We start from the raw sequence: 17,642 nt of genomic DNA on the forward strand, positions 1-17,642 counted from the left end.
CCGTGCGTACCCGTCACGTCTTCCACGCCGTCGACTCGCACACCGAGGGCATGCCCACCCGCGTCATCACCGGCGGCGTCGGGGTGATTCCCGGCGACACCATGGCCGAGCGCCGGCTGCACTTCATCGAGCACCTGGACCACCTGCGCACCCTGCTGATGTACGAGCCGCGCGGCCACGCCTCGATGAGCGGGGCGATCCTGCAGCCGGCCACCCGGCCCGACGCCGACTACGGTGTGTTGTACATCGAGGTCTCCGGCGTGCTGCCGATGTGCGGGCACGGCACGATCGGGGTCGCCACCGTGCTCGTCGAGACGGGCATGGTGCCGGTCGTCGAGCCCGTCACCACCGTACGGCTCGACACCCCGGCCGGCCTGATCGCCGTCGACGTACGGGTCGAGGACGGCGCGGCCAGGTCCGCCACGCTCACCAACGTGCCCTCCTTCTGCCTCGGCCTCGACCGCAAGGCCGAGGTGCCCGGATACGGCGCGGTGACCTACGACCTGGCCTTCGGCGGCAACTTCTACGCCTTCGTCGAACTCGACGCGCTGGGGCTCCCCTTCGACCGCGCGCGCAAGGACGACCTGCTGGCCGCGGGCCTCGCGATCATGGACGCCGTCAACGCCTCCCCGGACCGGCCCGTCCACCCCGAGCGCCCCGAGATCAGCGGCCTCAAGCACGTCTACCTCGCCGCCCCCGGTTCGGACGCCCAACACTCGCGGCACGCGATGGCCATCCACCCGGGCTGGTTCGACCGCTCGCCCTGCGGCACCGGAACCTCCGCCCGGATGGCGCAGCTGCACGCCCGGGGGCTGCTGCCCGTCGGCCGGGACTTCGTCAACGAGTCCTTCATCGGCACCCGCTTCACCGGCCGCCTGGTGGGGGAGACCGAGGTCGGCGGGCTGCCGGCGGTCGTCCCCACCATCACCGGCCGCGCCTGGATCACCGGCACCGCCCAGTACTTCCTCGACCCGGACGACCCCTTCCCCGGAGGCTTCCTGCTATGACGACGTCCTCGACGTCCTTCGTCTCCCGCAACCCGGCCGACCCCTCCGACGTCCTCGGCGAGTTCCCGGCGGCCGGCGCGCCCGCCGTGGCCGCCGCCGTGGAGCGGGCCCGCGCCGCCCAGCCGGGCTGGGCGGCGTCCGGCGCCGCCGCCCGTTCCTCGGCGCTCACCGCCGTCGCCGCCGCCGTCGAGGCCGCCGCCGGGGAACTGGCCGCGCTCGCCGTACGGGAGGTGGGCAAGCCGATCGCCGAGGCGCGGGCCGAGGTGGCCCGCACCGCCGCGATCTGGCGGTACTACGCCCAGGCCCCCTACGAGCCCACCGGAACCGTCCACGAGGCGGCAGCCGGTTCCGGGCTGCTGCTCACCCGCCGCCGCCCGCACGGTGTCGCCGGCCTGATCACTCCCTGGAACTTCCCTCTCGCCATTCCGAGCTGGAAGGCCGCCCCGGCGCTGGCGATGGGCAACACCGTCGTCCTCAAGCCCGCCCCCGAGGCCACCGCGTGCGCCCGCCGCCTGGCTGAGATCCTTACGGACGCGCTGCCGGACGGGGTGTTCACCCTCGCCCCCGGCGGCGCCGACGAGGGCGGCGCCCTGGTCGCCACCGCCGACGTCGTCTCCTTCACAGGCTCCACCGCCGTCGGGGACGCGGTCGTCCGCGCCGCCACCGCCCGTGGCGTCCCCGTCCAGGCCGAGATGGGCGGCCTCAACGCGGCGATCGTCCTGCCCGACGCCGACATCGAGACGGCCGCCGCCCACATCGCCGCCGCGATCGCCGGGTACGCGGGCCAGAAGTGCACCGCGACCAGCCGGGTGATCGCCGTCGGCGCCGCCCAGGAGCCTCTGCGCGGGGCCCTGGCCGAAGCGCTGAGGACGCTCGCTGTCGGCGATCCGGCGGACCCGGCCACCGTGTGCGGACCGCTGATCTCCGAGCAGGCGCGTGACCGCTTCGAGCGGGCCCGGGAGGGCCTGTATGCGGTCGCGTCGGGTCCCTCGTTTGCGGGCCCGGGCTGGTACGCGGCCCCCACGCTCGTCGAAAAGGTGCCGGAGGGTCACCGGTTGCTGAGCGAGGAGGTGTTCGGCCCGATCGCGGCCCTGCTGTCGGCGCGGGACACGGCGGAAGCCGTACGGATGGCGAACTCCGTCGCGCAGGGGCTGGTCACCTCGGTCCACACCGCGGACCTCGACGCGGCGCTGCACGCTCTGGACCGCCTGGACACCGGCATGATCCGCGTCAACGCCCCGTCCACCGGAGTCGACTTCCACCTGCCCTTCGGCGGCGCGAAGGCATCCGGCCACGGCCCGCGCGAACAGGGCCGCGCGGCGCTGGAGTTCTACACGTCGAGCCGTACGTACACCCTGGCGCCCGGTCACGCAATGTGACATTGTACGCTGGATGGTCCAGACCGCGTCCGGGTACACACCAGACCGCGTCCGCGTACAAAAGGGAGTCGGACACCATGGGGCACCTCAAGCAGCGCAACCTCATCACCGCCACCGAGCGGCTGCGCGACCAGGTGGCCCATGCCCTGCGGGCCGCCCTGATCTCCGGCGAACTCCGCCCCGGCCAGGTCTACTCCGCGCCGGGGCTCGCGGAGGACTTCGGCGTCTCCGCCACGCCCGTGCGGGAGGCCATGCTCGACCTGGCCCGCGAGGGCCTCGTCGAGCCGGTCCGCAACAAGGGCTTCCGGGTGACCGAGGTCAACGAGCGGGACCTGGACCAGTACACCGAGATCCGCACGCTGATCGAGGTCCCCACGGTCGGCCGGATCACGCGCACCGCCGCCCGCGAGGACCTCGAGGCGCTCCGCCCGGTCGCCGAGGAGATCGTGCGCGCCGCGCGCGACCACGACCTCATCGGCTATCTGGAGGCCGACCGTCAGTTCCACCTCGCGCTGCTGACCCTGTCCGGGAACGAGCGCCTCGTCGAGACGGTCAGCGACCTCCGCAAGCGCTCGCGCCTCTACGGCCTGGACGCTCTGGACGAGCGTGGCGAGCTGATCCACTCGGCGGAGGAGCACCTGGAGCTCCTCGACGTGATGCTGGCGGGGGACGCCGAGGGCGCCGAGGCGTGCATGACGCGCCACCTGGGGCACGTCCGCTCGCTGTGGGCGAAGGACGGCGAGGCGTGATGTGGACAGCTACTGCCGGATCAACTGAGTGGCTTGTTCGTCCACCCCGGCCGCAGGCCCGGGGTCGGGCCGACGGGCGGAATCGCTGATCTTGAGCAGCAGTGCAATGAGTATCCACGTGGCGACTTGCGAGGAGCCGCCGGAGGCGAGGAAGGGAAGCGCCTTGCCGGTGAGCGGGATGAGGCCCATGACGCCTCCGGAGACCACGAACACCTGAAGCGCCAGCGCCCCCGACAGCCCCGTGGCCAGCAGCTTCCCGAAGGGGTCGCGGGCGTCGAGCGCGGTCCGCAGACCGCGCTCGATCAGCAGCGCGAACAGCAGGAACAGGGCCGTCATGCCGACGAGCCCGAGCTCCTCGCCGACCGTGGTGAGGATGAAGTCGCTGCGCCCGGCGAACTTGATGAGGTCGGAGTGCCCCCGCCCCAGCCCGGTGCCCAGGACGCCGCCGCTGCCGAAGCTGAACAGGGCCTGCGCGGCCTGGTCGGAGACGACCCCGGGTGGCCGGGGCACCTTGTAGTAGTCCATCGGGTGGAGCCAGGCGGCGACACGGCCGTGGACGTGCGGCTCGAAGGACGCCACCACGACCGCTCCGACAGCGAACATCAGCAGCCCGGTCACCACCCAGCTGGTGCGTTCGGTGGCCACATAGAGCATGATCACGAAGAGCCCGAAGAAGATGAGCGACGTGCCGAGGTCCCGCTCGAAGATCAGGACCAGCAGGCTCAGCACCCACACCCCGGCGATCGGCCCGAACTGCCGCCCGCGCGGCAGCTGGAAGCCCATCACCCGCCGGCCGGCCAGCGCCAGGGCGTCCTTGTGCACGGTCAGGTACCCGGCGAAGAACACCGCGATGGCGATCTTGACGAACTCGCCCGGCTGGAACGACAGCGCGCCCAGCTTGATCCACCGCTTGGCGCCGTAGGCGTCCGCGCCGAAGAACGCCGGGGCCATCAGCATCACCAGCGCCGCGAACACCATGATGTAGGTGTACCGCTGGAGCAGCCGGTGGTCCTTGAGCAGCGCCACGATCCCCAGACAGACGGCGAGACCGATGCCGCTCCACATCAGCTGGTTCCGCTCGAACGGCTCGGAGTGCCAGCGCAGGGCGTACGAGATGTCCAGACGGTGGATCAGGACCAGCCCCAGCCCGCTCAGCCCGATGGCGATCGGCAGGATCAGCGGATCCGCGTACGGCGCGAACCCCCGCACCACGGCGTGCGCGACCGCGGCGGCCGCCGACAGCCCGAGGGCGTACCACGGCAGCGCCTCGGGCACCCGGCCATCGATGGCCAGCCCCACGGAGGCGTAACCGAGCACGGTGAGCAGCACCGCGAAACCCAGCATCAGCAGCTCGGCCCCACGCCCCCGCCCCACCCCCGCCCGGGACGTCACCCTTCCTCCCACGCCCATGTATCCCTCGTTTTCCCGCGTGCCGTACGCGATGAAGTCGATGAAGCCCGCGCCTCGCTCGTGCGTGACGGTGCGGCCGCACACAACAGAAGGAGGCACGGGCCCGGTGACAGGTTGCCCGCTTTCCCCTTCCCGAACGGGCGGATCTCACCGATCGCTGCGTAAAACCGCAGGCAGGACTGCCCCGTACCCGGATAATGTGGCTGAATACGGTGTCATGACCACCATCACCTGTGTCCAGGGCGACATCACCGAGCAGCACGTCGACGCCATCGTGAACGCGGCGAACTCCTCCCTCCTCGGAGGCAGCGGCGTCGACGGCGCCATCCACCGCAAGGGCGGCCCCGACATCCTCACCGCCTGCCGAGCCCTCCGCGCCGCCCACTACGGCAAGGGCCTCCCCACGGGCCAGGCGGTCGCCACCCCGGCGGGCCGCCTGCCGGCACGGTGGGTCATCCACACGGTGGGCCCGGTGTTTCGGATTTCCCACGGCGGTGACGAATCTCTGCTGGCGTCCTGCTACCGGGAGTCCCTGCGGGTCGCGGACGAGCTGGGCGCGAAGACGGTCGCCTTCCCGGCGATCTCCACGGGCGTCTACCGCTGGCCGATGGAGGACGCGGCGCGCATCGCGGTGGAGACGGTGCGGCAGACGGAGACGCGGGTGGAGGAGGTCTGCTTCGTCCTCTTCGACGAGCGTGCGTACGAGGCATTTGCCGCGCAGGTGAGGTGACTGACCTGCTCTTCACCAAGAGCGTCTGCCCGGCCTGAGCCCCGGCGCGCTTGGAGATGGCCCTGATCACCGCGCCCTCGGGCGGGGATACGGTCTCCCGTCGGGCCGGTTCGGGATGCCTCGTGCAGGGCGTTCGCGGACGCCGTCGTGGTTGCGGACCAGGGGCTTGGCGGCGCGGAGCTCGGTGTCTGCGGCGGGTGCCGGGCCGGGGCGGACGGCATCGCCATAGAGGCTGAACAGAGCCTCGGCGGTGTAGGTGCCGGATCCAGTGATGGTGGCGGTCACGGCGTCGGCGTGCTCGGGTACCGGCCGAGCTGTCCTTGGCCGTGGCCCGCCTACGTACCCGCCGTCGGGGCCACTGGGCCCGGCCGCCGGTGGCCGTAGCGGCTGCGCATGGCGTCGCTGGCTGCAGGGCCCGCTGCGAAGACGTATGCATGGCTGTCGTCGAGTCGGCGGCCGGTGCCGGCGTCGACGACTACGGGCTCGACCTCCTCCCCGCTTTCCGCGTCGACGAGAATCATGCTGCGTTCGTGCGGCTCCAGCCGGGCATTGCCCCACGCGGCCAGGGCAACGATCACCGGGCGCAGGGAGCGCCCGAGTTCGGTCAGCACGTACTCGTGGCGGACCGGGTTGGTCCGATAGGGCCGACGCTCCAGCAATCCGTCCGTCACGAGGGTCTTCAAGCGGACCGTGAGCATGCTCGAGGAGATGCCCAGGTTCTCCTGGAACTGATCGAAGCGGGTGTAGCCGTCGAAGGCGTCGTGGAGGATCAGCAGCGTCCACCACTCACCGACATGCTCCACCGTCGTGGACAGCGGGCACTCCCGGTCCTCCAGCCTGACGCGGCTCGCCAAGGTGGCCATCCCCTCGGTTGCTGCTAAAATCGAAGTTAGTGGCTTCTATTTTAGCAGTTCCGGTTTAGCAGCTCGGGTATTTTAGCAGTTCCGGTTTAGCAGCTCGGGCGTCGCGCCGTACACGCACACCAGGTATCGGGAGACACGATGACCAGCCCCGTCAGCGAATCGCTCGAAGGCCGCCGTGCCCTTGTCACCGGCGGCACCAAGGGCACCGGGGCCGCCATCGCCCGACGGCTCGCCGAGGCCGGCGCCGACGTGCTCGTCACCGCCCGCAGCCGCCCCGAGGAGGTCGAGGAAAAGACCTTCATCGCTGCCGACCTGTCGACCGCCGAAGGTGCCGACCAGGTGACCGCCGAAGCGGAGGCACGCCTGGGAGGTGTCGACATCCTGGTCCACACCCTCGGCGGCTCCGAGGCTCCGGCCGGTGGATTCTCGGCGCTCGGCGAGGTGGACTGGGCCCGCGAACTCAACGTCAACCTGCTGGCCGCGGTCCGCCTGGACCGCGGCCTTCTGCCCGGCATGATCACGAGCGGCAGGGGCGTGATCCTGCATGTCACCTCGATCCAGCGCCGCATGCCGCTGTGGAACGGCACCCTGGCCTACGCCGCGGCAAAAGCGGCACTGACCACCTACAGCAAGGGTCTGGCCAACGAGGTCGCCCCGCACGGCGTTCGCGTCAACGCCGTCTCACCGGGCTTCATCCGGACCGCCGCGGCCGACAACCTGGTCGCGCGGATCGCCCAGGAGGCCGGTGTCACCCAGGAAGCCGCCCTGGACCGGCTCATGGACTCGCTCGGCGGCATTCCCCTCGGCCGCCCCAACCGACCGGAGGAGGTCGCTGAACTCGTCGCCTTCCTCGTCTCCGACCGCGCCTCGGCCATCGTCGGCGCCGAACACGTCATCGATGGCGGCACGACCCCCACCGTCTGAGCCCCCACGGCCAAGAGGACCGTCATGATGAGCCATCAGCCCCGCACCGTCACCCCGGGCGACCTGCCCCAGGCGATCACCCGCTACCTGAAGGCCCACCAAGACCACGACACCGCGACCGCGGTCACCGCCTTCACCGGCGATGCCACCGTGATCGACGAGGGCAGGACGTACCAGGGTGCTCCTGCGATCGAACAGTGGCTGAACCGCTCCGCCACTGAATTCACCTACACCATCGAGCTCACCGAGGCGCAGCAGATCGATCCGACCCACTACGTCGCCACACACCACCTCGAAGGCGACTTCCCCGGGGGCAGCGTCGACCTGCGCTATCGGTTCGCCCTCCGCGACAACCTGGTCGAACGTCTGGTCATCGAGCCCTGAGCACGCCGTCGCGTCCCGCCAGGACGCCGGGACACCGACCCGTGGCACGACGATGTGCGGGTTGTGGACTCCACACCCGTCGAGTGCGCCCGCTCACGGCCCACAGCCAAGCGCTCGAAGCCGGCCGGCTGGGCCGGATACGGCTACTGCCCTTCCCGCTCCCGCTTCTTCCGGGGTCTGCGGCTGCATCTGCTCTGCACACCGGGCGGGTACGCGTGGCAAGTCGGCTGCAAGTGGCGTGCAACCGGGCTCCGAAGACTGGGAGTCATGAACGCGAGCAACCCTTCCGACACCACCGTCCACCCCTACACCCGCGAGATGGCGATGATCCACCAGGTGTTCCGCCGCGAGTCGCGCCTGCTGGCCGAACTCGTCCAGGAGGTCCGCCCCGCCGACACCGCCCGCTCCCGGATCCTCGCCGAGCACTGGCGGCTGTACTCCGTCGGCCTGCACACCCATCACACCGGCGAGGACGAGATGCTGTGGCCGGTGCTGCTGCCCCACCTGGACCTCGATGCCGAACAGGTCCTGGCGATGGAGGCGCAGCACCACGCGCTCACCGAAGGGATCGCCGAGGTCCAGCGGCTCATGGACCGGTGGCAGGTCCGAGCCCTGCTCGAGGACCGCGACGAGCTCGCCGAGGCGCTGCGCACGCACCACCGGCAGCTGTGCGCCCACCTCGACGAGGAGGAGCGGGAGGTGATGCCGCTGGTCGCGCTCCACGTGAGCGCGGAGCAGTGGCACGCGGTGGGGGAGCGCGGCCTCGCCGAGACGCCCCGCGACCGGCTGATGATCGCCCTGGGCGCCATCCTGGAGGACGCCTCGCCCGAGGAACGCGAGGAGTTCCTCGCCACCGAGAGCGTTTACCTGGCCTGAGCCCCTTGGGAGCCGCTGGGATGCCGCCACACGCCATCAGGCAGCGACATCCTGGCGGTATGACTTTTCAGGGACGTTGATCTCCTCAGGGGCGGGGTACGTTGAATAATGCGTTGACGGCTACAGAAGGTGCCCTGCTAGCCTGAGCCGGTCGTTCTGATTCGTTCTGGGCCTGTGTGCCCTGGAAAAAGGTGTTTGATGTCCCGGCCCGCGCCGAGTGCGCCTCGCCGTACCGCGTAACCGTCCGCAGCCTTCCGCTGCCCGACTCTCCGGGCCGCTGCCGGACGTGTCCTCCGGTGCTCTGACCTGCCTGCCCGCCGTCCCACGGCGTCATCGGGCTGCTCTCTGACGAGGCCACTCGGCCTGCTCTTGCTGTCTTGACCGACTTCCCAGCAAGGAGCACCCGGGTGTCCAGCCACACCACCAACAACACTCTCAACCTCAGCACCTTCGCCTGCGCGTGGTGCGGTCTGACCGTGTCCGCGTACGCCGCCGACGGCGTGCCGCGCAACCACTGCCCGTCCTGCCTGCGCTCCCGGCACGTCCTCGACCACGTCGAGGGCGGCCCGAGCGACTGCGAGGGCCGGATGTCCCCGATCGCCATCGCCGTGCTCCGCACCGGTGACTGGATGGTGATCCACCGCTGCGTGCGCTGCGACGAGCTCACCTCCAACCCGGTCTGCGCGGACGACAACCAGCTCATCCTGATGCGCATGGCGGTCCGCCCGCTGGCCCAACCTCCTTTCCCGCTCGAAGCGTTCGGAACCCTCTGACCGCCCGAGAAGGAAAGGAACACGGCCATGTCACGCAACAACAACCGTCGTCAGCACCGCCGCCCGCAGCGGCACAAGGACGTCCTGCACACCCAGGGCGGCCACCGGGCCAACGACTTCCGGTGCGCCTCCTGCCGCCTCGACGTGTCCCTGGACGCCCCCGGCACCGCGCACCGCAACCACTGCCCCAACTGCCTGGCCAGCCTGCACGTCGACCGGAAGATCCCCGGCGACCGCGACGCGGACTGCCGCGGCCGGATGGAGGCACTGGGCATGTCCGTCCGCACCGACGGCGAGTGGATGATCATCCACCAATGCGCGACCTGCGGCGAGCTCAGTGCCAACCGCATCGCCGGCGACGACAACCCGCTCGCCCTGGTCCGCCTCGCCCTCAGACCCCTCGCCGACCCCAAGGCCGCCGGCCGCGCCCTGCTCACCCTGTGACCCGGCCTCGGCGGCCGCGGGCAGGGTTCACCCGCAGCCGCGCCCCGCCCACACCACCACCCCGACCACGACTCCATCGCCATAGAAAAGGAAACCCCGACAGTGAAGATCAGGACCGAGACCCCGCACGACATCGACCGCGTGCGCGAGGTGATCACCGCTGCCTTCGGCTCCTCCGAGGACGCCGACCTCGTGGACGCCCTGCGCGCCGACGCCTGCTGGATCCCCGAACTCTCCCTCGTCGCCGAGGACGAGACCGGAACCGTCATCGCGCACATCCTGTTCACCCGCGCCGCCATCGGTGATACCCCGTCGCTGACCCTCGCCCCGGTCTCCGTCGACCCCGCCCGTCAGGGCACCGGCGTCGGCAGCACCCTCATCCGCGCGGGCCTCGACGCCGCCCGGGCCCTGGGCGAACACACCGTCACCGTCCTCGGACACCCCGCCTACTACCCGCGGTTCGGCTTCGAACGCGCCGACGCACACGGGGTCACCTGCACCCTCAGCGCTGGCCCCGACGAGGCCAAGATGGTCCTCTCCCTCGACGCCCGCCCGATCCCGTCCGGTGACATGACCTTCGGCAAACCGATGGCCGACGCCGTCAGCGCCTACCAGCCGCAATAGCCGAAGCGGCGAAGCCCCAGGTCGCTGACCTGGGGCTTCGCCATAGCGCATGACGGGAATCGAACCCGCGCCATCAGCTTGGAAAACCGTCCGGCACTTGGCAGTGATCTTTCGGGACGAGTTTCGCAAGCGACGTAGGCACATGAGGCCGCAGGCCGGAACGAGCAGACGCTGATGGAAGCGAAGGCACACTCGATCACCCAGCGCTGGGCGATCTGTTCGCTGTGCGCACCGCCGGGCACGTCATGGGACCGGAGGTGCTGGGGCGCCTCTGGTCGTGGTGCTCGGCCACGACGCGTGCGGCGCGGTCGCGGCAACCCGCTCCGCCGTTCAGGACGGCACGACGGCCGGCGGCTACGTACAGGACGTGATCGGACGGGTGACGCCCAGCGTGCTGGCCGTCCGCGCCGCTGGGGGGGGCAGAAGACCAGGACTTCATTGCCGAACACATACGGCACCGTCGACCTGCTGCTGGACCACTCCCACGTCCTCGCGGAGGCGGTGGACGCCGGGCGCGCCGCAGTGGTGGAGGTCACCGGGGGCGAACCGGCCACCGACGACATCGGAGCCCTCGTACCGACGCTCACCAACCCGGCGCGCCGCCACCCGGCCCTGCACGACTCGCTGGACCCGGGCTGATGCCACAGGACATCACGCGGCTGGACGAGATCTTCACCCGCATTCACGAGACCTGATCAGCATTGCGGGCCCATGTCCGGGGAGGAGCAAGGGCCCGCAATCATGGGGACGGGCTTCCTCGTCGTAGGGAGGTCTGCGAGAGATGACCCTAGACCCGTGGCCTAAGCTTCGAGATCCCTCGGACGAGGTATTCACTGGCCGGCTTCACGATGCTTCTTTGCCCCGTGAATCCGCACCGTCAGCGCGCTCGGGTCACAAGGTGTCGGCGCGGTACGAGAAGTAGTTGTCCACCGGCATGTTGGACAGCGGCTGGACCTGAACGCCGCTGGGCACGGTGCAGTTCTTGTCCAGGAACAGCACCAGGTTGTGGGTGGTGTTGTTCTCCGTCGAGTGCGCGCGGAAGTTCGTCGTCACGCACTGATCGGTGGCGGGGTTGTCGACCTCGGCGGCGTCCCCGTAGAACGAGTGGCTGAAGTCGCACACCCTGTTGGCGGGGCAGGTGAAGGCGTGGGCTGGAGCGGCCATCGTCACCATCGCGCCGGCCGCGAGAACGGTGGCCGCGGTGACACCAGCGAGGCGACATCGTATAGAGCGCATGACCAGTACCTCCTTGGAGTGGGGAGCCGGGAGAACGCCTGTGGGTGTCCCGGGGCTCGAAGTGTCACCCCAAGCGATGGAATTCAGCCATACCAGTGAATGGGCGCACAAGGGTGCGCCTACGGCTCGCGTGCTCGCATGTGCGCCCCATCGGGGTCGGCCGGGAGCTGTGCCGCTGCGGCGGCGTGGTTGGCCTCTGAAGATTTTGAAGGTGATGTCCAGGCTTCGGTGTCCCATCCGTTCGGCGACGTCGGTGATCGGGATGCCGTGGGTGAGGCAGTTCGGGCGAAGAAGTGGCGGAAGCTGTAGATGACTATGCCGTCGGGGATGTCCACCTCGCCGGCCTTCTTGATCTTCTTCCACTGGTTCGACAGACAGTGGTTCGGGAACGTCCTGCCCGGGTCAGGCAGACCATCGAGTGGTACGCGGACAAGCACGGCACCGTCCGTGGACCGTCGTGCACGGCTCCGGGCTGCCGTGTGGTGGCACATGCCTGCTGGAACGCCATGCCAGGGCATGCTTCAGGTACTCGTGGCGCCCGGCTGTCGGGCGGATCTCCTCGTGCTCATGTGGTGGCGGGCGTGACTCGGCCGGGGAGCACGCTCTCCTCCACGTCCGGTGTGCGGTGCGGGATCAGCATCACCGCCTGCCCGCCCACCTGCCCGGGCTTCGGCATGGCCGAGCGCGTTCGTCGGCGAGCCGTTGGATCATCCGCTCAAGGACCCGCTCGGCGATGGCGAGTTCATCTCGCTCGGCCGTATCTCGGTCAACTGTTTGGCGAACTGTTCTTCGAGTTCGTCCAGTTCCGCGCACCGCGCGGTGATCCGGTCCAGCAGCTCGGGATCCATGCACTGGATCGTAGAAGGCCGCCCGGCCACAGCGGGGCTGGGGCCGGCGAGCCGACCGCTGAGCCATGACCAGGCGCATCACCCGAGGTGCGAACTCCGCATCGACCGCTGGGACAAGGGACAGCGGTCTTCGAACTGACCAGGATGCGCAAATCGTCGCTGAAATCAGAGCACGCGCTGGTAGCGGAGCTCAGTGAGAGTGATCTCGTCGTCGACGTCGTCTTGAGCCGTATCGTCGGCTCGATAGCCGGCCCGTTCGTAGAAGCGCGGCGTTCGGCGGAGGCCGTGCTGCTCGGTGCTCGATCTTGGCCCCGCGCTTCTATCTCTGAGACCACGCCCTCGCGTCGTTCTCAAGAGAGGGTGGTCTCAGAGTTTCCGGAGGTACAGGTCGGGGTGGGGGTTCGAAGCCAGGGTGAGGTTCTGGTCGGAGTTGATCAGGACAGGTGGGTGCCGCGACGGGTGGTCAGCACCAGCTTCCGTCTCCGCCCTGACCGAGGTGGGAGAACTTCTTCCAGGCGTCCCTGGTCTTGGGTCCGGCGACACCGTCGACGCCGCCGGTGTCGTAGCCAAGCTTAACGAGGAAGCTCTGGAGGCCGCTGATGGTCTTGGGGCCGACGATGCCGTCGGCGGTTCCAGCGGGGAATCCGCGGTCGTTGAGGAAATTCTGCCAGGCTATCCAGCTGTTGGTGCCGAGCCGGCCGTCGATCGTGCCGGGGTCGAATCCGGCATCGCGGACGTAGCACTGTACGCTCTTGCCTTCGCTGGTGCTGAGGCCGAGGTTGTTGACGGCCTGGACGGTGACCGTCTGGGTGTGTACCTGCTGGGCGGGTGCGGCAGTGGCTGTGGTTGCGCCAGCGAGAGTGCCGGTCGGACCGAGGACCAGGCCGGCGGCCGTGAGGCCGACAGTGGCCTTTGCGTGTGTGAGCATGAATGTTCCCCCTTCTTCCGATTGGGCCTTTGCCCGGGGTTGAGCGCATGCAGGGAGGGATTTACCAGAACCCTGCAGACGGGACGAGTGCTGTGCAGAGGGTTGCCCATCAATCCGGCCCATCGAGAACCTGACCGATAGCCACACCTGCCCTGGCATCGTTCGAGAAATCCAGCCACTTGAACGCCTGGTGAGGTAAGTAGGGGCGATCCAACGAGCTCGGACCGCGTGACTAATTGTCGTCGCAGTGTCATGCTTCGCGCTCGCCAAATTGACCAGGGGGTGTCCCGTGGATCTTTCCTGGTCCATATCAACAAGGCGGCCAGGTGGAGGGCAGCGTGGTAGTGGTTGGCAAGCTTGTCCGTGCGTGGGGCTAGGCCGTGCCAGGGCCCTGACCCCGGAGTTTGGACACGGGGTTATGCGGCTTGGGGAAGTGTAGTTGAGGGTGCGAAGAACGCGTTCGCGTAGGTGATCGGGGAGCGTTGTCCGAGGCGGGAATGACGGCGTCGGGTGTTGTAGCGGCTGGCCCAGCGGAACGCCGAGAGCCGTGCGTGGCGAGCGGTGGGCCATGCCTTTGCACCCTTGAGGGTTTCCCTCTTCATGGACGCGTTCCAGCTTTCCGCGGCGGCGTTGCCCGCCGAGCTGCCGACGGCGCTCATGCTCCTTCTCACGCCCGTCCTGGCGCAGGCGTCGGCGAACGCGGCACTCGTGTATTGCGAGCCGTGACCGGTGTGCATGATGGCGCCGGCCATACTGCCGCGGGTCCGCTCGGCCGCCGCCAGGGCGTCGACGACGAGTTCGGCCCGCATGTGGTCGGCGATCGCCCAGCCCGCCAGACGGCGTGAGCACAGGTCGATGACGGTCGCCAGGCAGAGCGGTTTCGCGCCGCTGACAGGAAGGTAGGTGATGTCGCCGACGTACTTGATGTTCGGCCGCTCGGCGGTAAAGTCACGTCCGATGAGGTCGGCGGCCTTCACGGCGGCCGGGTCCGGGATCGTGGTGCGGTACTTCCTGCGCAGGCGCAGGCCGGCGAGCCCGATGGTCCGCATGACACGGGCGACCTTCTTGTGGTTCACACGCTCGCCGTCGTCGTGGAGTTCGGCGGTGATGCGCGGGACCCCGTAGGTGCCGTCGGAGGCGGTGTGCACGGCTCGTATGCGTCGCGCGAGCTGGTCGTCGGCTGCCTGCCGGGCGGCCCGTGCGGGCACGGTCCTGCGCCAGTAGCAGAAGCTGGACCGGGCGATCCCGAGGATGGTGCACAGCCGCTTCACGCCGTAGCGGCGCCGGTGATCGTCAACGAACTGGAAGCGGTTCACCAGCGCGTCTCCCCAGCGAAATACCGGGCGGCCTTGCGCAGAATGTCGCGCTCCTCCTCCAGCTCGCGGATCCTCTTGCGCGCGGCGGCGAGCTCAGCCTCCGTCGGCTCCGGGACCTGGGCCGGCGCGGCGGCCTGCGTCGGGGAGTGGGCACCGGGGCGTCGTCCGTCGTCGGCCCGGATCCAGTTGCGCAGCGTCTCGGTGTTGACCCCGAGGTCCTCGGCGACCGACTTGATCGTCGCTCCCGGCCTCGACCGGTACAACGCGACCGCGTCCGCCTTGAACTCGGCGGGGTAGTGCTTCATTGCCATCTGTACGGGACTCCTGACCACCCAGACCATCAAGATCCAAGTGTCTCTGGTGTCCAAACTCCGGGGTCAGGGCCCGTGTAGTGGTCGCCCCGGCCCCGCGTGCGAGATCGCGCCTGGCGGATGGAATCCCGGGCCTATGAGTCGAACCAGCGGAACCAGATAGGCGTGTCCGTTCCCGCCTGCCAGCTCCGGTGGGCGGCGTGGCGTTGTTCGGGGGTCGTCAGCGGCTCCTCGCGGGCGAGCCAGTCGAGGTACCACTCCGCGAAACTCGCGGGTCGGCGGGCATCGTTCAGCAGCGGGTTCAGACGATCGCAGGTCGCGCGTCCGTCGAACCACATGGTCCCTCGCATGGGGCCGCTCGTCACCAGGAGCGTGGAGAAGCCGCAGCCGTCGTCGCAGAGAAAGGCGGCCCCGTAAGCCCGGGCCTCTTCGGCCGCGTCGGCGGCCTCTTGCCAGGCGTCGTGATCAGCTTGGTACGCCGCGGCCGAGGCGTGGTCCTCCCGCTTCGGCTCCTTCTCGCAAAGATCTTCACTCGCCGCGAGAGCCGTGTCGTGATCGGGGAAGGGGACATGCAGCTTCGCGTGGTCCGCGTCCCGGGCGCCGTCCCAGCCCCAGCGTGACCCGTCGAACCGCAGCGTGCGCACCCGGCCACCGGCGCTGACACGAAGCAGGTACTGACGATAGTCGTCGGGGAACGTCACGCCGAACTGTTCCTCGGCCTGGCGTACCTGCGTCTCGCTCAAGGCCGGCGGGAGACCGCTTTGCCCGCCGGCGTCCGTTCCCCGTCGTGCGTAGAGGGCGATGGTCCGCTCCCGCACCTCGTCCCAGTCCACTGCCTGCATGCCCGGCAAGATAGCGCGGCGATAACGATCACGATCTACGGCTGGAGTACTGGCTGGAGTACTGGGCGCGTCGGAAACGGATCTCCGCTTGTGTCGTGTCATCGACGCAGGCGGAGCGATCAGTACCACAGAGCCGGGTCGAAATATCACTTTGTGTTATCCTCAAACGTTTGGACGGCTGTGACAGCTGGCGACTCCGTCCGTGCGGTTCCTCTTGTTCGTCGGCTGCTCGTTCCTGCCGGGCCTTCCTCGGTACGTTCCCCATGCGGAAGGCTCTTCATGAACCACCCGGACCGCCTCGGCACCTCGCACGGCGACCTCGCCCAGCCGGTGACCCTCACCCCGACGGCGTCCCCGGCCGCCTTCGCCGACATGGGACTGCCGGCCGAGGTTCTGCGAACGCTCACCGAGCTCGGCGTGCGCGAGCCCTTCCCGATCCAGGCGGCCACGCTGCCCAGCGCCCTCGCGGGACGCGACGTCCTGGGGCGCGGGCGTACGGGATCGGGCAAGACGCTCGCCTTCGGCCTGCCGCTTCTCGCACGGACGGCTGGGCGGCGCGCGGAGCCGAAGCAGCCCCTCGCCCTGATCCTGGTGCCCACCCGGGAGCTGGCCCAACAGGTGACCGAGGCGCTCGCGCCGTATGCCGACGCGCTCCGGCTGCGGATGGCCACGGTCGTCGGCGGCATGTCGATCGGTCGGCAGATCGCTGCGCTGCGCGATGGCGCCGAGGTCGTCGTCGCCACCCCCGGCCGCCTGCACGACCTCATCGAGCGCAAGGCCTGCCGCCTGGGACGAGTGCGGATCACCGTTCTCGACGAGGCCGACCAGATGTGCGACATGGGCTTCCTGCCGCAGGTCACCGAGGTGCTCGACCAGGTGCACGCCGACGGCCAGCGGATGCTGTTCTCGGCCACCTTGGACCGCGACGTCGACCAACTGGTCCGCGGCTACCTCCACGACCCGGTCGTCCACTCGGTCGACCCCTCCGCGGGCGCGGTCACGACGATGGACCACCATGTGCTGGTCGTCCACGGCCCCGACCGGTACGCCGTCACCACGGAGATAGCCGCCCGCGACGGCCGCGTACTGCTGTTCCTGGACACCAAGCACGCGGTCGACCTGCTCACCCGGCATCTGCGGGCCAGCGGAGTGCACGCCGCGGCCCTGCACAGTGGCAAGTCCCAGCCGCAGCGCACGCGGACCCTCGCACAGTTCAAGAACGGCCAGGTCACCGTCCTGGTGGCGACCAATGTCGCGGCCCGTGGTCTGCACGTCGACGACCTCGATCTCGTGGTCAACGTCGACCCGCCCACCGACCCCAAGGACTATCTGCACCGCGCCGGCCGCACCGCCCGGGCCGGTCGGTCCGGCATTGTCGTCACGCTGGTGCTGTCGGCCCAGCGCCGCGAGACGAGCCGGCTGATGGCTGAGGCCGGCATCGAGCCGACGGTCACCAAGGTGCGCTCGGGTGAGGCGGAGCTGAGCCGGATCACCGGTGCCAAAGCCCCCTCCGGCACCCCGCTCGACGGCGGGCCCGCCACACCCCGGGCCAAGAACACCAACGCCCCCTTCCGCGGCCTGGGCACCAGCAAGAGCGCCTCCCGCGGCACCGGCGGCAAGTCCCGGAAGGCCGGCGAGGCCCGTATGCTCGCCGAGGCCCGCAAGGCTGCCCGGGTGCGGCGCGGCGACTGAGAGCCACCGCCCTGACAGCCGTAGATTCCTGATCACATGCTCGGGAGCCTCCGGCCCTGTCCAAAGCGCTCCCGCGAGTACACCTGCGAGATGAACGCCCTCGTGGTGTGCCCGGCCACGAATGGCTGTTCGTCGCCCCCTCGGGCCTGACCGGGCAGCTACTGGACCCGCGGCCCGTTGAGCGCGCCCACGGCGCTGTCTATTTGCTGCCCGCCCCCCTTGCCGGCTTCGGCCACGTACACCTCCCGGCCGCCGGAGGCTGCCGGATCGGCGACAGGAACTCTGGCGCCTGTCCGGCGCACCAGT

At 69.6% G+C, this 17,642-nt stretch carries 19 protein-coding genes and 2 pseudogenes; 13 read left to right on the forward strand and 8 right to left on the reverse strand.

All coding sequences use genetic code 11. The features are described from left to right. Window positions 1-2 precede the first annotated feature (2 nt). From EKH77_RS30175 to EKH77_RS30185, 3 genes are all read left to right on the forward strand, one after another. The gene (locus tag EKH77_RS30175) at window positions 3-1,007 is read left to right on the forward strand and encodes a proline racemase family protein (RefSeq protein ID WP_126917402.1); all 1,005 of its coding nucleotides are present in this window, start codon (window positions 3-5) and stop codon (window positions 1,005-1,007) included. Further along, a complete protein-coding gene (locus tag EKH77_RS30180; protein ID WP_126917403.1) occupies window positions 1,004-2,386 on the forward strand; it encodes an aldehyde dehydrogenase family protein in 1,383 nt (460 codons plus the stop codon). The genes EKH77_RS30175 and EKH77_RS30180 overlap by 4 nt, the downstream gene beginning before the upstream one ends. Before the next feature lie 77 nt (window positions 2,387-2,463). Continuing rightward, window positions 2,464-3,135, forward strand: a complete 672-nt coding sequence (locus EKH77_RS30185; RefSeq protein ID WP_126917404.1) for a GntR family transcriptional regulator — start codon at window positions 2,464-2,466, stop codon at window positions 3,133-3,135. 9 nt (window positions 3,136-3,144) lie between these two features. On the opposite strand, the gene EKH77_RS30190 is transcribed toward EKH77_RS30185, so the two are convergent. Beyond that, window positions 3,145-4,479, reverse strand: coding sequence for an FtsW/RodA/SpoVE family cell cycle protein (locus EKH77_RS30190; protein ID WP_126918389.1), 1,335 nt, complete (start codon window positions 4,477-4,479; stop codon window positions 3,145-3,147). Between the two features lie 283 nt (window positions 4,480-4,762). Here EKH77_RS30190 and EKH77_RS30195 point away from each other — a divergent pair, with 283 nt between their 5' ends. Further along, a complete protein-coding gene (locus EKH77_RS30195; protein ID WP_126917405.1) occupies window positions 4,763-5,275 on the forward strand; it encodes an O-acetyl-ADP-ribose deacetylase in 513 nt (170 codons plus the stop codon). A gap of 66 nt (window positions 5,276-5,341) precedes the next feature. Here the strand turns inward: EKH77_RS30195 and EKH77_RS30200 are convergent, their stop codons facing one another. After that, window positions 5,342-5,560, reverse strand: a complete 219-nt coding sequence (locus tag EKH77_RS30200) for a hypothetical protein (protein ID WP_126917406.1) — start codon at window positions 5,558-5,560, stop codon at window positions 5,342-5,344. A 50-nt stretch (window positions 5,561-5,610) separates the two neighbouring features. Continuing rightward, window positions 5,611-6,138, reverse strand: coding sequence for a winged helix-turn-helix transcriptional regulator (locus EKH77_RS30205; protein ID WP_206279956.1), 528 nt, complete (start codon window positions 6,136-6,138; stop codon window positions 5,611-5,613). A 138-nt stretch (window positions 6,139-6,276) separates the two neighbouring features. On the opposite strand from EKH77_RS30205, the gene EKH77_RS30210 reads away from it, so the two are divergent. From EKH77_RS30210 to EKH77_RS34465, 8 genes and pseudogenes are all read left to right on the forward strand, one after another. Beyond that, window positions 6,277-7,062: an SDR family oxidoreductase gene (locus EKH77_RS30210; RefSeq protein WP_126917407.1), complete on the forward strand. Its 786-nt coding sequence runs from the start codon at window positions 6,277-6,279 to the stop codon at window positions 7,060-7,062. Window positions 7,063-7,086: 24 nt separating this feature from the next. Further along, entirely contained in the window at window positions 7,087-7,446 is a 360-nt protein-coding gene (locus EKH77_RS30215; protein ID WP_126917408.1) for a nuclear transport factor 2 family protein, read from the forward strand. A gap of 30 nt (window positions 7,447-7,476) precedes the next feature. Next, window positions 7,477-7,656: pseudogene (locus EKH77_RS34115) on the forward strand (IS982 family transposase); the annotation flags it as partial. Window positions 7,657-7,713: 57 nt separating this feature from the next. Beyond that, window positions 7,714-8,322, forward strand: a complete 609-nt coding sequence (locus EKH77_RS30225; RefSeq protein ID WP_126917409.1) for a hemerythrin domain-containing protein — start codon at window positions 7,714-7,716, stop codon at window positions 8,320-8,322. 407 nt (window positions 8,323-8,729) lie between these two features. Then, window positions 8,730-9,095, forward strand: coding sequence for an RNHCP domain-containing protein (locus EKH77_RS30230; RefSeq protein ID WP_126917410.1), 366 nt, complete (start codon window positions 8,730-8,732; stop codon window positions 9,093-9,095). A gap of 27 nt (window positions 9,096-9,122) precedes the next feature. Next, a complete protein-coding gene (locus EKH77_RS30235; protein WP_126917411.1) occupies window positions 9,123-9,539 on the forward strand; it encodes an RNHCP domain-containing protein in 417 nt (138 codons plus the stop codon). A 102-nt stretch (window positions 9,540-9,641) separates the two neighbouring features. Beyond that, window positions 9,642-10,163, forward strand: coding sequence for a GNAT family N-acetyltransferase (locus EKH77_RS30240; protein WP_126917412.1), 522 nt, complete (start codon window positions 9,642-9,644; stop codon window positions 10,161-10,163). A gap of 206 nt (window positions 10,164-10,369) precedes the next feature. Further along, window positions 10,370-10,802 (forward strand): annotated as a pseudogene (locus EKH77_RS34465) (carbonic anhydrase); the annotation flags it as partial. A 252-nt stretch (window positions 10,803-11,054) separates the two neighbouring features. Here the strand turns inward: EKH77_RS34465 and EKH77_RS33185 are convergent. From EKH77_RS33185 to EKH77_RS30270, 5 genes are all read right to left on the reverse strand, one after another. Then, the gene (locus EKH77_RS33185) at window positions 11,055-11,399 is read right to left on the reverse strand and encodes a peptidase inhibitor family I36 protein (RefSeq protein WP_164737906.1); all 345 of its coding nucleotides are present in this window, start codon (window positions 11,397-11,399) and stop codon (window positions 11,055-11,057) included. A gap of 707 nt (window positions 11,400-12,106) precedes the next feature. Next, the gene (locus EKH77_RS33190; protein WP_164737907.1) at window positions 12,107-12,247 is read right to left on the reverse strand and encodes a hypothetical protein; all 141 of its coding nucleotides are present in this window, start codon (window positions 12,245-12,247) and stop codon (window positions 12,107-12,109) included. 463 nt (window positions 12,248-12,710) lie between these two features. Beyond that, the gene (locus EKH77_RS30260; protein WP_240667612.1) at window positions 12,711-13,175 is read right to left on the reverse strand and encodes a peptidoglycan-binding domain-containing protein; all 465 of its coding nucleotides are present in this window, start codon (window positions 13,173-13,175) and stop codon (window positions 12,711-12,713) included. 416 nt (window positions 13,176-13,591) lie between these two features. After that, window positions 13,592-14,802, reverse strand: a protein-coding gene (locus tag EKH77_RS30265; protein ID WP_126917413.1) for an IS3 family transposase whose coding sequence is annotated in 2 segments (ribosomal slippage) — window positions 13,592-14,502 and window positions 14,502-14,802 — 1,212 coding nt in all. Because the reading frame shifts where the segments join, the coding sequence is not laid out codon by codon here. A gap of 134 nt (window positions 14,803-14,936) precedes the next feature. Then, window positions 14,937-15,644 (reverse strand): SMI1/KNR4 family protein, encoded by a 708-nt coding sequence (locus tag EKH77_RS30270; protein ID WP_126917414.1) that lies wholly within the window; start codon window positions 15,642-15,644, stop codon window positions 14,937-14,939. 279 nt (window positions 15,645-15,923) lie between these two features. On the opposite strand from EKH77_RS30270, the gene EKH77_RS30275 reads away from it, so the two are divergent. Then, window positions 15,924-17,336 (forward strand): DEAD/DEAH box helicase, encoded by a 1,413-nt coding sequence (locus EKH77_RS30275; protein WP_126917415.1) that lies wholly within the window; start codon window positions 15,924-15,926, stop codon window positions 17,334-17,336. Window positions 17,337-17,642: the final 306 nt, after the last annotated feature.

Source organism: Streptomyces luteoverticillatus (assembly GCF_003970715.1).
Classification (GTDB): Bacteria; Actinomycetota; Actinomycetes; order Streptomycetales; family Streptomycetaceae; genus Streptomyces; species Streptomyces abikoensis.

Bases quoted from the DNA above. Each gene is read 5' to 3' on its own strand.
- EKH77_RS30225 (WP_126917409.1), top strand. From the start codon at position 7,714: ATGAACGCGAGCAACCCTTCCGACACCACCGTCCACCCCTACACCCGC.
- EKH77_RS30180 (WP_126917403.1), top strand. From the start codon at position 1,004: ATGACGACGTCCTCGACGTCCTTCGTCTCCCGCAACCCGGCCGACCCC.
- EKH77_RS30205 (WP_206279956.1), bottom strand. From the start codon at position 6,138: ATGGCCACCTTGGCGAGCCGCGTCAGGCTGGAGGACCGGGAGTGCCCG.
- EKH77_RS30190 (WP_126918389.1), bottom strand. From the start codon at position 4,479: ATGCTGGGTTTCGCGGTGCTGCTCACCGTGCTCGGTTACGCCTCCGTG.
- EKH77_RS30210 (WP_126917407.1), top strand. From the start codon at position 6,277: ATGACCAGCCCCGTCAGCGAATCGCTCGAAGGCCGCCGTGCCCTTGTC.
- EKH77_RS30260 (WP_240667612.1), bottom strand. From the start codon at position 13,175: ATGCTCACACACGCAAAGGCCACTGTCGGCCTCACGGCCGCCGGCCTG.
- EKH77_RS30275 (WP_126917415.1), top strand. From the start codon at position 15,924: ATGAACCACCCGGACCGCCTCGGCACCTCGCACGGCGACCTCGCCCAG.
- EKH77_RS33190 (WP_164737907.1), bottom strand. From the start codon at position 12,247: ATGGATCCCGAGCTGCTGGACCGGATCACCGCGCGGTGCGCGGAACTG.
- EKH77_RS33185 (WP_164737906.1), bottom strand. From the start codon at position 11,399: ATGCGCTCTATACGATGTCGCCTCGCTGGTGTCACCGCGGCCACCGTT.
- EKH77_RS30195 (WP_126917405.1), top strand. From the start codon at position 4,763: ATGACCACCATCACCTGTGTCCAGGGCGACATCACCGAGCAGCACGTC.
- EKH77_RS30270 (WP_126917414.1), bottom strand. From the start codon at position 15,644: ATGCAGGCAGTGGACTGGGACGAGGTGCGGGAGCGGACCATCGCCCTC.
- EKH77_RS30185 (WP_126917404.1), top strand. From the start codon at position 2,464: ATGGGGCACCTCAAGCAGCGCAACCTCATCACCGCCACCGAGCGGCTG.
- EKH77_RS30235 (WP_126917411.1), top strand. From the start codon at position 9,123: ATGTCACGCAACAACAACCGTCGTCAGCACCGCCGCCCGCAGCGGCAC.
- EKH77_RS30215 (WP_126917408.1), top strand. From the start codon at position 7,087: ATGATGAGCCATCAGCCCCGCACCGTCACCCCGGGCGACCTGCCCCAG.